Consider the following 15,655-nt stretch of genomic DNA (forward strand, 5'->3'; position numbering starts at 1 on the left):
ACGCTGACGGACGGCACGCCGGAGGAACGCGGGCCCCTACTCCCAGCGCCCCCGCTTGAGCTCCATCGCGGCCTTCCCGGCGGCGCCCTTGCGTTTCCAGTCCCGTCGCAGCTCCGCGCGGACTCGCGCATCGGTCTTGGCGACGATCCACTGGTTCTCGCGCAGCAGTTTCCGGTAGCTCTCCAGCCGCCGCGGCGCGAGGTCGCCGCTCTCCACGGCCGACCGCACCGCGCAGTCCGGCTCGGTCTCGTGGGCGCAGTCGTGGAAGCGGCACCGCTCGGCCAGTTCCTCGATCTCGGTGAACACCTGGCCGACCCCGCTCTCGGCGTCGTACAGCCCGACACCCCGCAGTCCGGGGGTGTCGATGAGGACTCCGCCGGAGGGCAGGGCGAGCAGGTTGCGGGTGGTCGTGGTGTGCCGGCCCTTGCCGTCGACGTCCCGTGCGGCCCGTACGTCCATGACGTCCGCGCCGACCAGGGCGTTGGCCAGCGTGGACTTGCCCGCGCCGGACTGGCCGATCAGCACCGAGGTGCCGGCGCCGACGAGCGCGACGAGGACGTCGAGCCCCTCGCCGTGCAGGGCGCTGACGGTGAGCACCGGCACGCCGGGCGCGCTCGTCTCGACGTCCTGCACCAGGTGGGCGAGGGTGACCGGGTCCGGCACCAGGTCGGCCTTGGTCAGCACGACGACCGGCTGGGCGCCGGACTCCCAGGCCAGCGCGAGAAACCGTTCGACCCGGCCGAGGTCGAGGTCGACGGCGAGGGACACGGCGACGACGGCGTGGTCGACGTTGGCGGCGAGGATCTGCCCCTCGGACCGCTTGGAGGAGGTGGACCGCACGAAGGCGGTGCGGCGCGGCAGATACGCGCGCACATAGCGCGGGTCGCCGTCGGCGTCGACGGCGACCCAGTCCCCGGTGCACACGACCTTCATCGGGTCCCGGGGCACGACGAACTCGGTGTCGGCACGGACGGTCCCGGCCGGGGTGACGATGTCGCACAGGCCGCGGTCGACCCGTACGACACGGCCGGGCAGCAGCCCGTGGGCGGCGTGGGGCGCGAACGCCTCGGCCCAGGCGTCGTCCCAGCCGTAGGCGGCCAGAGCGGAGTACACAGCAGAGGTGGCAGTCAAGGGAGACCCTTCACAAGGGTGGCCCCGGGCGGCGCGTCGGGCGCGCGGTGGGTTCAGCCGGTGGCCACGGAGGTGGACTGGATGGATTCCTGGATGCGGGCAGCGCCCATCGCAATGACAGCCATCGGTCGACACCTCCTCGTCCCACGCGTGCTTCGCGCACACCACCTCGGTGTGCCCGCAAACGGTAGCCCGCCGCCTGGGCCCCTCGTCAACGCATTATTTCTTCCGGATGGTCAGCCGGCCGCGCAGGGTGCCCCGTTGAGCGTGAACCCGTACGGGGAGCGGTTCTCGGTCTGCCAGGTGCCGGTGAAGCCGAAGGACAGGGTGCCGTGGGCGGTGACGGCCTTGTCGTAGTCGGTGGCGGTGGCGGTGACGCGGGCGCCGTTCTGCTGGACGGTGGCGTCCCACATCTGGGCGACCCGCTGGCCGTCGGGATAGGTCCAGGAGACGCTCCAGCCGTCGAGGGGGCGGTCGGTGGTGACGGTGACCGCGGCCTGGAAGCCGTCCCGCCACTGGTCGACGAGGTGGTAGGCGACCCGGCATTCGGCCGCGGGGGCGCTGCTGCGGGCGGGGCCCGGAGTGTGGGCGGCCGAGGAGGTGCTGCCCTGGGGTTCGGGGCGGGGCTTCCCGCCGCCGGTGCGGCGGGCCGTGCGCGTCTTGGAGGGGGCGGGGGTGGGGGCGGGCGCCTTCGGGGAGGGGGGCCGGCTGGTGGTGCGGGAGACGCTGGGGTCGGCTACCGGCTGCCGGTCGTCGCGGGCGGCGGCGCTGTCGTCGCCGGAGCCGCCGAACGGCATCATCGACACCCCCAGCGCCAGCGCCGACAGCAGTACGGCCGCGGCGAGCAGGCCGCCGCGCAGCGCCCGGTGGCGGCCGGCGCCGCCCTCCTCCGGTTCCCCGCCCGCCGCGTCGGCGCCGGGGCGGCCCGCGCCGAGGCGGACCTCGGCGGCGCGCCGGCGGCGTTCCAGGTAGGCGAGGCCGCCCCAGCCGATGACCCCGCCGGCCAGCGCGGCGGGCAGTCCGCCGCCGTGCAGGCGCAGGCACGCGGCGGCCTCGGCGCACCGCACGCAGGTCGCGAGGTGCCGGGAGAGGTCGTCCGGGGTGTCGGCGGCCGCCGAGCGGGTGACCGCGTCCAGCAGGCGGGCGTAGGAGCGGCACTCGGCGTCCATCGGGGTGTCCAGGTGGGCGCGGTGGCAGCGGTCCCGGAACAGGGTGCGGACCTGGTCGAGTTCGTCGGCGACGGTCGCCGGGTCCAGACCGAGCCGCCGGGCGACGGTGGGCAGCGGCAGCGCCTCCACCTCGGCGAGCCACAGCAGCGAGGCGTCTGCCTCCTGCAGGTCCCGGAGGCCGCGCAGGGCGACCGGCCGCTCCAGCGGCGGCCCGGAGAAGCGGGCGGCGTTGCCGGAGTTGAGCCACAGCCGCAGATCGGGGTCGAGCTTGTGGCCCTGGCCGTCGGCCTCCCAGGCGGCGGCGGTGTCGCGTACGGCGGTGAGGAGCGCCGGAATCGTGGGCAGGCGCGGGGTGCGGCGGCCCGCGCCGCGCACGTGCGTGCGGGCGGCGGCGCGGACCTCGCGCATGCCGAGCGCGAACGCCTCGTTCGCCAGCTGATGGGCCGTCAGGGACCCGGAGGTGCACAGGTCCGCATAGCTGAGCACCGCGTCCCAGCCCTCCGAGAACAGCGCGGCCTCGGTGGCGTCCTTGGGGGTCGGCAGGTCGGGCATCGGACTCCTGCATCCACGAGCGAGGGCAACTCACCATAGAAGGAAAGGAGTTGCGGGGTGCCTCGCGGCAGGGCACAGAGCCTTTCACGTCCCTGACAGAACTGACAAGCGGCCTGTTCACACCCGCTTACCGACGGTGGCGGCCAGGATGCGTGACGCGACGGGCCCGCGACTCCGGCCTCCTGTACGGACGCCGGAGCCGTTTCGCTCACCGCACGGCCGGCCCGGTGCGCGGGATCAGGCCTCGGCCGGCGTCCGAGGGGCGTCCGCCACCGGTTCGTCCGCCGGCAGGCTGTCCATGAAGGAGCTGACGGAGAAGACGGCGCGGCCGGGTCCGGGCGGGCCGTAGCCGGGCGGGGAGGAGAGCCCGAAGTCGTCCATGGTCTGGCGGTAGGCCTGGAGCAGCCGGATGTGGTACTCCAGCGGCGCGCCCTGCGGATTGGCCTTGCCGAGCGGGGTGGTGGGCTCGGGGCACCAGGTGGTGAAGCGGGGCGTGATGCCGTGCGACATGAAGAAGCGCAGGCCCTCGGTGGTGGACGCGATCGCCTCGTCCACCGTCGTGAAGCCGAACGGCTCGGCCATCTCCACGCCCGCGACGAAGTTGGGGATCACGTTGCGCGCGCCGAACACCTCCGCGGAGTCCAGGATGCGCCTGTGCCACTCGTCCCGGCCGACGTACCGCTCCTTGCCGGGGCAGTACAGCTCGAACAGGCGCCGGTCCCACACCTCGAAGTTGGGGTGGTAGATCTGCACGCCGTAGTCCTTGAAGCGCTGCACGTCCGCCTTCGGCAGCGCCTGGGCGACGACCTTGCCGATCCAGCGGCCGGGGAAGCGCTCCTCGATGGCCTTGGCGTAGTGGCCGTAGAAGTCGGCCTCGTCGCGGCCCGCCACCTTGGAGGTGATCGCGCCGCCGGTGAGGGTGTAGGCGGTGGACGCCTTCTGGGTGTCGTACCGGTCGATGATCTCGAGGGCCTCCAGCACCTCCTCGACGTCCTTGACACCGGTGTACGGCCGCCCGGCCGCCTTGTGCTGGCGCCAGTTGTGGTTGATGTCGCAGTACTGGCACTCCTCCTTGGCGCCGAAGTACTGGCAGACCCGGAAGACGGTGAGGTAGATCAGGTAGCCCCACTGGATGGTCGGGGCCACCTCCATCACGGACTTCCCGTTGGACAGGGTGTGCCGGTAGTACTCCGGCATGGGCGGCACCCCGACGTCGGCGATGCGCCTGCCGTCGAGGTAGAGCCCGAGCAGCCCCTCCTCGTCGGCGGCCACCCGGTACGGCGAGGCCGGGTTCACCCGCACGGAGACGACGGTGCGGCGCAGGTCGTACGGGCCGCCCGTGAGGATGATCTCCTCGGGCGGGCGGCGCAGCGCGGCCTCGCCCAGTTCGGGCAGGGTCCCGTGGTCGAAGGAGAAGATGAAGTACGACTTCGGTTTGACCTCGCCGTCCTCGTTGTCGCTGAGGGCGGACGGGTCGAAGGCGACGCCCCCGCGGAGCAGGTCCTCCTTGAAGACGGCTTCCCGTGGCACATGCGGGAACCGCTCCATCAGATCCTCGACCAGCGCGGTACGACTGCCCATCCGTCTGTCTCCTCCCGGTTCAGGCGTACGTCTCACACCGTATGCCCCCGCCTGCGGCTCAGCCGTGCCGGGTCCCCGCACGACGGGCGATGTGCTCCGGTACGGCCGTCCCGGCGGGCAGCGCCGGGTCGGGCTCGGGGTCGCCCCAGACGGTGGTCAGCGGCAGGACGCCGGCCCACAGGCCGAGGGCCGCGTCGGGACCGTCGCCGTCGTCCGGGGCGCCGGTGCGGATCTTGCCGGACGCCTCCTGGAGGGAGAGGGCGAGGAGGGTGGTGGCGGCCAGCTCCTTGCGGCTGGGGCGGCGGGCGTACGACCACTGGCCGGGCGCGCAGTGCTCGGTGAGCCGGCGCAGGCCGGCCAGCTTCTCCTCGGGGTCGGTGACCTTGCGGGCGGTGCCGTGGATCATGGCGCTGCGGTAGTTGACGCCGTGTTCGAAGACGGACCGGGCGAGCACGAGCCCGTCCACGTGCGTGACGGTCACGCACACCGGGGTGTCGCCGGCCAGGCTGCGGCTGGCCACGGATCCGTGCAGATAGAGCCGGTGCTCGTCCCGCCCGTACACCGTGGGCACGACGACGGGCCGCCCCTCGACCAGCACGCCGAGATGGCACACGAAGGCGGCGTCGAGGATCGCCTCCAGCTCGGCCCGTTCGAGGCTGCCCTGCTCGCGCAGCCGATGGTGCCGCGTGCGGTCGGTGACGGGCAGGCGGGCGGGAAGCGGTTCCTGGATCATGAGCCGAAGGTACCGATATCGCAGCGATCAGACCAGGGAAATGTCGATCACATCGACACTCATCCTCACGGCAACGAAATCCGCAGCAGGCCTCCCGGTCGGCCCGTGCCGGATGAGAGGGTCGGCGCAGAACCACTCTGCAGGAGGACGCAACGGTGACAGGGACGGCCGAGACCGCCGGGACGGTCAGCAACTGGGCGCGCACCATCACGTACACGGCGCGGGAGTTCCACCGTCCGCGCACGCTCGACGCGCTCGCGGCGCTGGTGGCGGCCAGTGAGCGGGTGCGGGTGCTGGGCAGCGGGCACTCCTTCAACCGGATCGCCGACCCCGGCCCGGACGGCGTGCTGGTGTCCACCGCCGGCCTGCCCCGGGTGATCGACGTCGACACGGCGGCGCGCACGGTCCGGGTGTCCGGTGGCGTCCGCTACGCCGAGCTGGCCGAGACGGTGCACGCGCACGGTCTCGCCCTGGCCAACATGGCCTCGCTGCCGCACATCTCGGTGGCCGGCTCGGTGGCGACGGGCACGCACGGCTCGGGCGTCGGCAACGGCCCGCTGGCCTCGGCCGTGCGGGAGGTGGAGATGGTCGTCGCGAGCGGTGACACCGAGGTGATCGGCCGGGACGACGCGCGGTTCGGCGGTGCGGTGACCTCGCTCGGCGCGCTCGGCGTCGTCACCGCGCTCACGCTCGACCTGGAGCCGGCCTACGGGGTGGAGCAGCGGGTCTACACCGAACTGCCGCTGGAGGGGCTGGACTTCGGCGCCGTGGCGGCCGCGGGGTACAGCGTGAGCCTGTTCACGGACTGGCGGAAGCCGGGTTTTCGGCAGGTGTGGGTCAAGCGGCGCACGGACCGGCCGGCCGTGGACTTCCCGTGGGCGGCGCCCGCCGCAGTGGCGCTGCACCCGGTCCCGGGCATGCCCGCGGGCAACTGCACCGAGCAGTTCGGGGTGCCGGGACCGTGGCACGAGCGGCTGCCGCACTTCCGGGCGGAGTTCACGCCGAGCAGCGGGGAGGAGATCCAGTCGGAGTACCTGCTGCCGCGGTCGGCCGCGCTCGACGCGCTGTATGCGATCGACGGTATCCGGTCGACGGTCGCCGGTGTGCTGCAGACCTGCGAGGTGCGTACGGTCGCCGCCGACGCCCAGTGGCTCAGCCCGGCCCACGACCGGGATTCGGTCGCGCTGCACTTCACCTGGGTGCGGGACGAGGCGGCGGTGCTGCCGGTGGTGCGCCGGCTGGAGGAGGCGCTGGAGCCGTTCGACCCGCGGCCGCACTGGGGGAAGGTCTTCGAGATCCCCTCGGCCGCGCTCCGCGGGCGGTACGCGCGGTTCGACGACTTCGCCTCCCTGGTCCGCCGGACGGACCCGTCCGGCACGTTCGCCAACGACTTCGTGCGGGACCTCCTCGGGCTTCCCGGGCAGCGGTAGCCGCCCGCCCGGCCGGACTTCCTCCATCCCCTTTCCTAAGCCTTGTCGAATCTCCCTTCCAGCCCATAGCCTGGCGCCCGCGCCGGTGCCGAGACCGCCGGCCGGGTCCGGCTGGACGGGAGGGGAGGCGCAGCCGCGTGAAGCGCACATCACGTGACATCCGCACCGCGAACCGCTACGAGGTGTTGCGCCAGATCATCGCCGGGTCTCCCACCTCCCGGCAGGAGCTGGCCGCCGCCACCGGGCTGAGCCTGGCCACGGTCGCCACCCTGGTCGGCGAGCTGCTCGACCTCCGCATGATCACCGAGGTGGGGTTCGAGGACTCGGCCGGCGGCCGGCCGCGGGGACTGGTGGCCGTCAACGCGTCGGGGGGCGCGTTGATCGGCGTCGACATCGCGGAGACGTACGTCCATGCCGAGCTGTTCGACCTGGCGCTGAACGTGCTGGCCCGCGCCGACGAGGAGATGCGGCCCGGCGAGAGCCGCCCGGAGCAGGTGGTGGGCCATGTGGCCGCGGCCGTCGGCTCCGTGGTGGCGCAGGCCGGCATCGAGGCGGCCCGGGTGCTCGGTGTCGGGGTGAGCGTGCCGGGCCAGGTGGACCGGGACACCGGCGTCGCCGAGTACGCGCCCAACTTCGACTGGCACGACGTGCCGTTGCTCGATCTCCTCGCGGAACACATCGCCTACCCGCTTCATCTGGACAACCCGCTGCGCGCCTGCACGGTGGCCGAGCTGTGGTTCGGGGCCGCGCGGGGACGCGGGGACGCGGTCGTGGTCAATCTCGGCACGGGGGTCGGCGCCGGTCTGGCCCTCGGCGGCGGGCTGCACCGGGGCGTGAGCAACAGCGCCGGCGAGTGGGGCCACACCACGCTCGTGCTGGACGGGCGGCTGTGCCACTGCGGCAACCACGGGTGCGTCGAGACGTACGTGGGCGCGCCCGGCATCATGCAGAACCTGCGCGAACTCAGCCCGCAGTCCCCGCTGTTGCACCCCGAGGACCAGACGGCCACCATCGACGCGCTGGCCCGCGCGGTCGCCGCCGAGGACCCGGTCGCACTGAAGGTGGTCCGGGACACCGCCCGCTACCTGGGCGCCGGCATCTCCGACCTGATCAACCTGCTCAACCCGGAAGTGGTCGTGCTCAGCAGCTGGGTCGCCGCCCGGCTGGGCGAGCCGCTGCTCGGCGAGGTCCGCCAGGCCGTCGCCCGGCACGCGCTGCGCCGGCCGCTGGCCGCCACGGAGATCGTCCTGTCCCCGATCCCCACCGACCCGGTGTCCCTGGGCGCGGCCACGTTCGCGCTGGAGGGTGCGCTGCAGTCCGTCGCGCACAGGTCCGCGAAACGCGGCGCCGCGCACGCGAGGGGCCGTACCGCACCGTTTTCGTGACGACGGCTGTTCGTCTTCCTCTTTCCAGCGCCGGCTGGTGCAGGGGGATCGCGCAGACCGGCATCAAGGGCTGAGCTAGGAGACCGATGTCCTTCCGCAACCGCACCGTCACCGCTTACGTCGAGGACGTCTCGCCGGGCTCCGGGGCGCTCCCGCCCCGCGCGTGGTACGCCTCCTCCGACGCCGACTCCCTTTCACTGAACGGCCGTTGGCAGTTCCGTCTGTCGCCGGCCGCCGACGCCGAGGACGACTCCTTCGCCGCCGACGGGTACGACGCCGGTGACTGGGCGGAGGTCCCGGTCCCCGGCCACTGGGTGCTCCAGGGGCACGGCTCGCCCATCTACACCAACCACCTCTACCCGTTCCCGGTCGATCCGCCGCGGGTGCCGACCGAGAACCCGACCGGCGACCATCTGCGCGTCTTCGACCTGCCGCGGGACTGGCCGGCGGACGGCGGCGCGGTGCTGCGCTTCGACGGGGTGGAGTCCTGCGCCCGGGTGTGGCTGAACGGCACGGACCTCGGCGAGTTCAAGGGCTCGCGGCTGCCGCACGAGTTCGCCGTCGGCCCTCTGCTCAGGCCCGAGCGCAACGTCCTGGCGGTCCGGGTCCACCAGTGGTCGGCCGGCTCCTATCTGGAGGACCAGGACCAGTGGTGGCTGCCGGGCATCTTCCGGGACGTCACCCTGCTGCACCGCCCGGCGGGCTGCGCCCTCGACTTCTTCGTGCACGCCTCCTACGACCACCGCGCCGGCACCGGCACCCTGCGCGTCGACTCCGACGTGGACGGCCGGGTGACCGTGCCCGAACTCGGCGTCGACGTCGCGACCGGCGAGTGCGTCACCGTGCCGGTCGAGCCCTGGTCGGCGGAGACGCCCCGGCTGTACGACGGCGTGCTGGCCACCGCGGGCGAACGGGTGCCGCTGCGCATCGGCTTCCGCACCGTGGAACTGGCGGACGGCCTGATCAGGGTCAACGGCAGGCCGGTCCTCTTCAAGGGCGTCAACCGGCACGAGTGGCACCCGGAGAAGGGCCGCGCCCTGGACCTGGAGACCATGCGCGAGGACGTGCTGCTGATGAAACGGCACAACGTCAACGCCGTCCGCACCTCCCACTACCCGCCGCACCCGGCGTTCCTCGACCTGTGCGACGAGTACGGCCTGTGGGTGATCGACGAGTGCGATCTGGAGACCCACGGCTTCACCGAGCAGGGCTGGCGGGACAACCCCGTCGACGACGACCGCTGGACCCCGGCCCTGCTGGACCGGGCGTCCCGCATGGTCGAACGGGACAAGAACCACCCGTCGGTCGTGATCTGGTCGCTCGGCAACGAGGCCGGCACCGGCCGGGGCCTGACCGCGATGGCCGAGTGGATCAAGGGCCGGGACCCCTCCCGGCTGCTCCACTACGAGGGCGACATCGGCTGCCGTGACACCGACATGTACTCCCGGATGTACGCCGCCCACGCCGAGGTCGAGCGGATCGGCCGCGGCCTGGACGGCGGCACCCTCAAGCGACGCGGGCTCCCCTTCATCCTCTGCGAGTACGCGCACGCCATGGGCAACGGGCCCGGCGGACTCGCCGACTACCAGCGGCTGTTCGAAGCGTACGACCGGCTGCAGGGCGGCTTCGTGTGGGAGTGGATCGACCACGGCATCGCCCATCCCGGACTGGGCTACGCCTACGGCGGCGACTTCGGCGAGGAACTGCACGACGGCAACTTCGTCTGCGACGGCCTGCTCTTCCCCGACCGGACGCCCTCCCCCGGGCTCGCCGAGTTCAAGAAGGTGATCGAACCGGTCGGTATCACCGGCGACTTCGGCGACGGCACGGTCCGGGTCACCAACAAGCAGGACTTCGCGGGTCTGTCGGCACTGGCGTTCACCTGGTCGTACGAGGTCGACGGGGAACCGGTGGAGTCGGGCGCCCTGCCGGTGCCGGCGCTGGCGCCCGGCGAGTCCGCCGACGTCAAGCTGCCCGCGCCGCCGGCCGGGGCGCCGGCCGGCGAGGCCCACTGGACGGTCCGCGCGGCGCTCGCGGAGGACACGGCCTGGGCGCCGAAGGGCCATGTCGTGGCCTGGGGCCAGGTCCCGGCGTCGGAGCGCCGGGCGCCCACGGTCCCGGCGACCGCCCGTCCGGTGCCCGGCGACGGGGTGATCACGCTCGGCCCCGGCACCTTCGACGCCCGCACCGGCGCCCTGACGGCCGTCGGCGGCGTGCCGGTCTCCGGGCTGCGCCTGGACGTGTGGCGGGCCACCACCGACAACGACGACGGCGCGCCCTGGCAGCCCGACCTGCGCTACGGGCCGGTGTGGCGGCGGCTCGGCCTGCACCGGATGCGGCACCGGCTGGACGCGGTGGAGACCGGCGAGCACACCCTGACGGTCCGCACCCGGGTGGCGCCGGCGGCGCGGGAGCTGGGCCTGTCGACCGAGTACCGCTGGACGTCGGACGGCGACCGTCTGCGGCTGACCGTGTCCACCACCCCCGAGGGCGACTGGACGGTCCCCCTGCCCCGGCTGGGCATCCGCTTCGCGCTGTCCGCGGCCGACGGTGTGCGGTGGTACGGCGGCGGCCCCGGCGAGGCGTACCCCGACACCAGGGCGGCGGCGATGGTCGGCCGCTGGCAGTCGACGGTGGACGGTATGCAGACGCCGTACGTCCGCCCGCAGGAGAACGGCGCCCGCATCGACGTCCGCTGGGCGGAACTCGGCGGCCTGCGCATCGAGGGCGACCCGGCCTTCTTCCTCACCGCCCGCCGCTGGACCACCGAACACCTGGACGCCGCCGCACACCGCACCGACCTCACGCCCGGAAACGCCGTCTGGGTCAACCTGGACCACGCCCAGCACGGCATCGGCTCCCAGTCCTGCGGTCCCGGCCCCCTGCCCCGGTACCAGCTGCACGCGGAACCGGCGCGGTTCTCCTTCGTGTTCTCCGCCGCCCCCGGCCCGAAGGCCGACTGACCACCACGGCCCCGGCACCACCCCGGCCGGCCGGGTCTCCCACCCGGCCGGCCGCGCTCACACCGGCGCCCGCCCGCTGCGCCGGCGCGCCGGGACGGGCCGGTGCGGGACCGGCCGTGCGCAGTTCAGGGGGCCGCTCACCTGCTATACCTAGGGCCTCAACCAGGGCTCCCAGGACAAGGAAAGGCAGGCTTGCATGGCCCGGGCCGGCGTCACCGTCGAGCGGCTGGTCGCGGCGGCTGCCGAGCTTGCCGACGAGGCGGGCTTCGCGCACGTCACGCTGTCCGCGCTGGCCCGGCGGTTCGGGGTGAAGGACGCGAGTCTGTACTCGCATGTCCGGGGGCTGGACGACCTGCGTACCCGGCTCGCGCTGTACGCCGGCGGTGAGCTGATCGACCGGATCGCGCCGGCCGTCGCGGGCCGCGCGGGCAAGGACGCGCTGGCCGCCTTCGCCGGCGCCTACCGGGCCTACGCGCTGGAGCACCCCGGCCGGTACGCGGCCACCCAGATCCGTATCGACCAGTCGCTCGTCGCCGACTCCCCCGCGATGCGCCGGACCGCCGAGATCACCTACGGCATGCTGCGCGGCTACGGCCTTCAGGAGCCCGACCTGACCGACGCCGTACGCCTGCTGCGCAGCACCTTCCACGGCTACTGCGCCCTGGAGTCCTGTGGCGGCTTCGGCGCCGACCGGGACGTACAGGCCTCCTGGGACAAGGCGGTCGACGCGCTGCACCTGGCCCTCACCCACTGGCCGCGCGAGACGGCGCGGGGGGACGCCGGCGCCGGCTGACGTCACCCTTGGGTCGCGGGGTGTCCCTTGCCCAGGCCCGGACCTTCCTGCCGCGGGGCAGCGTCGCCCGGGCAGGGCGCACCCCTGTGCGTCTGACGCCCTGTCACGTCGAGGCGATCACCGCCCGGGTGCGGGCGGCCGAGCGCCTGCACCTCCCCGTAGGACGGCGTGGCGCCCTCCGGCGCGCGCCCGTCCGCCACGGCGGCCATCGCCTCCACCGCCGCGCCCAGCGCCCGCCGGTAGAGCAGCGAGCCGACGCTGACCCGGCGCACGCCGAGGCCGGCCAGCTCGGCGACCGTCGGCCCCGCGGGCGACCAGAGGATGTTCAGGGGCAGATCGAGGTGCCGTACGAGGGCGGCGATGCGCCCGGGATCGGTCAGACCGGGCACGAACACCCCGTCGGCGCCCGCCTGCCGGTAGGCCTCCAGGCGCCGCAGGGTGTCCCGCTCGTCGCCGTCGCCGCACCAGTGCGTGTCGGTGCGGGCGTTGACGAACAGGCCCGGTGCGGCGGCCTTCACCGCGGCGATCTTCGCCGCGTGCCGGTCGGCCGGCCCCAGCGCGTCCTCCAGGTTGATCCCGGCCGCGCCGGCCGCCCACACCGCGCGCGCCAGCTCCGCCACGTCGTCGGGGTCCCGGCTGAAGCCGTCCTCGGCGTCGACCGACAGGAGGAAGGGTTCCGCACCGAGGGTCCGGGCGAGCCGGACCGTCTGCTCGCGGGTCGCGCCCCGGCCGTCGGGCAGCCCGTCGGCCGCCGCCACGGCCAGGCTCGTGGTGCCGATCGCCGGGAAGCCGCGCGCGGCGAGCGCCGCCGCCGAGGCGTGGTCCCAGGCGTTGGGCAGCAGCAGCGGCTCGCCGGGCCGGTGGTGGAGCGCGGCGAACGGGGTCCGGGGGTGCTCTGCGGTCATACGGCCACGCTAGGACCGGAACCCTTCGGCGCCCGCCGAACCGTGGCTCCGCCCGCCCCGCGCCCCTCACCGGCGCGCCACCGCCCACTGCGGGTCCGCGCATCCTCCCTCCGAGGCCGTGAAAGCGAAGACGTGTTCCGCTCCGGAGGCCCAGCGGACGCTCACCCGGCGGTCCTCCCCCACCGCCACGGACACCAGCTCGGCCAGGGGCCGGGGATGCGGCTCGCCGGTGAGCCGGGCGAGTGCCACGAGAAGTGCGGTCCCGTCCGCGCCGGTGTGCCCTGTCGGTCCCTGCACGCCCTCCGACAGGCCCGACACCGGCAGGAGTTCGGCCCGCAGCCCGTCGGGAGCCTGCCATCCCGTGATCCGCACCGGGGTCCCGGGCGCGGCGCCGGCCACGAGATGGGCGCGCACCTCCGCCGCACCCTCGGCGACCACGAGGCTGGTGACGGTGATCCCGTCGCGCACGGTGTGCCGGGAGGCGGCCCATCCCTCGCCGGCGCCGAGCGGCTCGATCCGGGTACGGCTCGGATCGCCGCCGACGATCACGCTGTTGTCGTACGACGCCGAGGGGGCGGTCGCCGTCGAGTAGGCGAGCCGGGTGTAGTAGGGGTCGTAGCGGACGTCCTCGCTGCCGTGGTTGTGCAGCCGGACCACTCCGTCCGAACGGGTCGACTGCAGCAGCCAGTTGGGGACGGGTACGGGCCGCACCCCGTCGGCGCGGTCGACGGGCCCCGGCTCCTCCGTGGCCGTCCACACCTCGTGCTCCGGCGGCAGCAGCAGGCCGAGGAACCCCTTGCCCGCCCAGTACGGGGAGGCCGGGCCGGAGTAGGTCTGCGCGACGGAGTCGTCGGGGCCGAGCCAGCCCAGCGGGAGCAGCCCGCGCTCGTCGACCGCGCCGCCGTCCAGGAAGTACCGCAGCGCGCCGGAGGCCAGGCGCCGGGTCTCGCCGGGGGTGAGGGGGGTGTGTCCGGTCAGGGCGCCGAGCCAGAACGGGGCGGCCGTCGCGAAGCGGTAGGTGAGGGAGCGGCCCTGGTGCAGGGGGGCGCCGTCGCCGCCGAACAGGCGGGCGTAGTCGGCGAGGTGGCGGGAGAGCCGTCGACCGTATACGGACAGCAGTTCACCGTCGCCCGCCAGCCATGCGTGCAGGACGGTGTACAGGTGCATCGCCCAGCCGTTGTAGTAGTCGAACTTCCGGCCGTCGCCGTCGGTGTACCAGCCGTCCCCGAGGTACCAGCCCTCGATCCGCTCCAGGCCACGGTCGATCGCCTTGCGCGCCGCCTCGGGCCGGTGGCCGATCTCCTGCAGGAAGCCGCCGACGGTGACCGGGAACAACTCCCAGTTGCACGGCCAGGGTTCGGCGGTGAGGGCGTCCGCCAGCCAGGCGGCGGTGCGCTGCCGTACCGGGTCCTCCAGCCGGTCCCACAGCAGCGGCCGGGTCAGCCGCAGGGCGAGCGCGACGGAGGCGGCCTCGACGAGCGGCTGGCTGCGGTCCTCGATGCGCGGCCAGACGCCGCGCGGTCCGGCGGCGAGGCCGTCGGCGTAGCGGCCGAGGGCGTTCTCGTCGCGGCGGAAGGCGGCCAGCAGCAGCGTACGGGCGTACCCCTCCAGGCCGTCGGAGAGGTGCCCGGAGTGACTGACGTGGTCGCCGGGGAGGTGGTAGAGGGCGCGGTCGGGGGTGGCGTAGGGCGCGACGGCGGCCAGCAGGGCGTCGGCGGCGGCCTCCCAGTGGGCGCGGGTGTACCCGGTTACGGGGCTCGTCTCTCGGTCGTCGGCGGGCAGTTCGATCACGGCTGCGGCGTTCCTTCCTGACGTGGCCCGGGACACCCCGGTTCCGGTCGGGGCGCCCCAGGGCTTCATCCCAGCCGTACGGCGCCCCGGGCGCCAGACGCAGGGCGAGAAGTCCGTCGCGGACGAGGCCGGCGCAGACCGTGGCGCCGTGCACGCATGCCGAGACCGCAGCAGCGCGTCGATGATCTGCCGCCGGGCTGCTGGACAGGGCGGTGCACGGGCGTGCGGTGTGGACTAGCGTCGTGGCATGACCAGCGACACCTCCCCCAGCCTTGCCGACGCCCTCGCCGCAGGGACGGTCGTGCTCGACGGCGGCATGTCCAACCAGCTGGAGTCGGCCGGGCACGACCTGAGCGACGAGCTGTGGTCGGCGCGGCTGCTCGCCGAACGGCCGGAGGCGGTGACGGAGGCGCACCTCGCCTACTTCCGGGCCGGCGCCGACGTGGCCATCACCGCCAGCTACCAGGCCACCTTCGAGGGCTTCGCCCGGCGCGGGATCGGCCATGCCGAGGCCGCGCGGCTGCTCGCGCTGAGCGTGGACCTCGCGCGTGAGGCCGCCCGGCAGGCCGCGGACGCGGGCGTCGGCCGGCCGCTGTGGGTGGCGGCGTCGGTCGGGCCGTACGGGGCGATGCTCGCGGACGGCTCCGAGTACCGCGGCCGGTACGGGCTGAGCGTGGACGAGCTGGAGCGCTTTCACCGGCCGCGGATGGAGGTGCTGGCCGCCGCCGCGCCGGACGTCCTCGCGCTGGAGACCGTGCCGGACGCCGACGAGGGCGCCGCGCTGCTCAGGGCGGTGCGCGGGCTGGGGGTGCCGGCCTGGCTGTCGTACACCGTCGACGGCCGGCGCACACGTGCCGGGCAGCCGCTGGAGGAGGCCTTCGCCCCGGCCGCCGACAGGGACGAGGTGATCGCGGTCGGCGTGAACTGCTGCGCGCCCGAGGACGTGGAGCCCGCGGTGGAGATCGCGGCACGGGTCACCGGCAAGCCGGTCGTGGTGTATCCGAACAGCGGCGAGTCGTGGGACGCCGGGGCGCGTGCCTGGACCGGCCGGACCCGGTTCGGCGCCGAGCAGGTCAAGGCGTGGCGGGACGCGGGCGCGCGACTCGTCGGGGGCTGCTGCCGAGTGGGGCCGGAGGCGGTCGCGGCGATCCGGCAGGCGGTGGACGCGGCGGTCTGACGGCGCGCGCCAGGTTCCGCTGAGGTTGCCGGAGCACATGGAACG

11 protein-coding genes are annotated in these 15,655 nt (G+C 74.1%); 5 read left to right on the forward strand and 6 right to left on the reverse strand.

Annotation, left to right across the window (positions count from 1 at the left end; genetic code table 11):
* Positions 1-36: 36 nt before the first annotated feature.
* From rsgA to OG956_RS07440, 4 genes are all read right to left on the reverse strand, one after another.
* On the reverse strand, positions 37-1,131 hold the full coding sequence (gene rsgA / locus OG956_RS07425) for a ribosome small subunit-dependent GTPase A (RefSeq protein ID WP_330337144.1): 1,095 nt from the start codon (positions 1,129-1,131) through the stop codon (positions 37-39).
* A 236-nt stretch (positions 1,132-1,367) separates the two neighbouring features.
* On the reverse strand, positions 1,368-2,852 hold the full coding sequence (locus OG956_RS07430) for a cellulose-binding domain-containing protein (RefSeq protein WP_330337145.1): 1,485 nt from the start codon (positions 2,850-2,852) through the stop codon (positions 1,368-1,370).
* A gap of 237 nt (positions 2,853-3,089) precedes the next feature.
* Positions 3,090-4,433: a radical SAM protein gene (locus tag OG956_RS07435; protein ID WP_330337146.1), complete on the reverse strand. Its 1,344-nt coding sequence runs from the start codon at positions 4,431-4,433 to the stop codon at positions 3,090-3,092.
* 58 nt (positions 4,434-4,491) lie between these two features.
* Positions 4,492-5,166, reverse strand: coding sequence for a pyridoxamine 5'-phosphate oxidase family protein (locus OG956_RS07440; RefSeq protein ID WP_330337147.1), 675 nt, complete (start codon positions 5,164-5,166; stop codon positions 4,492-4,494).
* A gap of 155 nt (positions 5,167-5,321) precedes the next feature.
* Between OG956_RS07440 and OG956_RS07445 the strand changes: the two genes are divergently transcribed.
* From OG956_RS07445 to OG956_RS07460, 4 genes are all read left to right on the forward strand, one after another.
* Positions 5,322-6,596 (forward strand): FAD-binding protein, encoded by a 1,275-nt coding sequence (locus OG956_RS07445; protein ID WP_330337148.1) that lies wholly within the window; start codon positions 5,322-5,324, stop codon positions 6,594-6,596.
* 137 nt (positions 6,597-6,733) lie between these two features.
* Positions 6,734-7,981 carry an ROK family protein gene (locus tag OG956_RS07450; protein WP_330337149.1) on the forward strand — a complete coding sequence of 416 codons (1,248 nt, stop codon included), beginning with the start codon at positions 6,734-6,736 and terminating at the stop codon, positions 7,979-7,981.
* Between the two features lie 86 nt (positions 7,982-8,067).
* The gene (locus OG956_RS07455; protein ID WP_330337150.1) at positions 8,068-10,944 is read left to right on the forward strand and encodes a glycoside hydrolase family 2 TIM barrel-domain containing protein; all 2,877 of its coding nucleotides are present in this window, start codon (positions 8,068-8,070) and stop codon (positions 10,942-10,944) included.
* A 196-nt stretch (positions 10,945-11,140) separates the two neighbouring features.
* The gene (locus OG956_RS07460) at positions 11,141-11,737 is read left to right on the forward strand and encodes a TetR/AcrR family transcriptional regulator (RefSeq protein ID WP_330337151.1); all 597 of its coding nucleotides are present in this window, start codon (positions 11,141-11,143) and stop codon (positions 11,735-11,737) included.
* Positions 11,738-11,739: 2 nt separating this feature from the next.
* On the opposite strand, the gene OG956_RS07465 is transcribed toward OG956_RS07460, so the two are convergent.
* Entirely contained in the window at positions 11,740-12,642 is a 903-nt protein-coding gene (locus OG956_RS07465; RefSeq protein WP_330337152.1) for an isocitrate lyase/PEP mutase family protein, read from the reverse strand.
* 66 nt (positions 12,643-12,708) lie between these two features.
* Complete coding sequence (locus OG956_RS07470; protein ID WP_330342767.1) at positions 12,709-14,430, reverse strand: DUF2264 domain-containing protein; 1,722 nt, start codon at positions 14,428-14,430, stop codon at positions 12,709-12,711.
* A gap of 250 nt (positions 14,431-14,680) precedes the next feature.
* Between OG956_RS07470 and mmuM the strand changes: the two genes are divergently transcribed.
* The gene (gene mmuM / locus OG956_RS07475; protein WP_330337153.1) at positions 14,681-15,610 is read left to right on the forward strand and encodes a homocysteine S-methyltransferase; all 930 of its coding nucleotides are present in this window, start codon (positions 14,681-14,683) and stop codon (positions 15,608-15,610) included.
* Positions 15,611-15,655 lie beyond the last annotated feature (45 nt).

It is taken from the genome of Streptomyces sp. NBC_00557 (assembly GCF_036345995.1).
Lineage (GTDB): Bacteria > Actinomycetota > Actinomycetes > Streptomycetales > Streptomycetaceae > Streptomyces.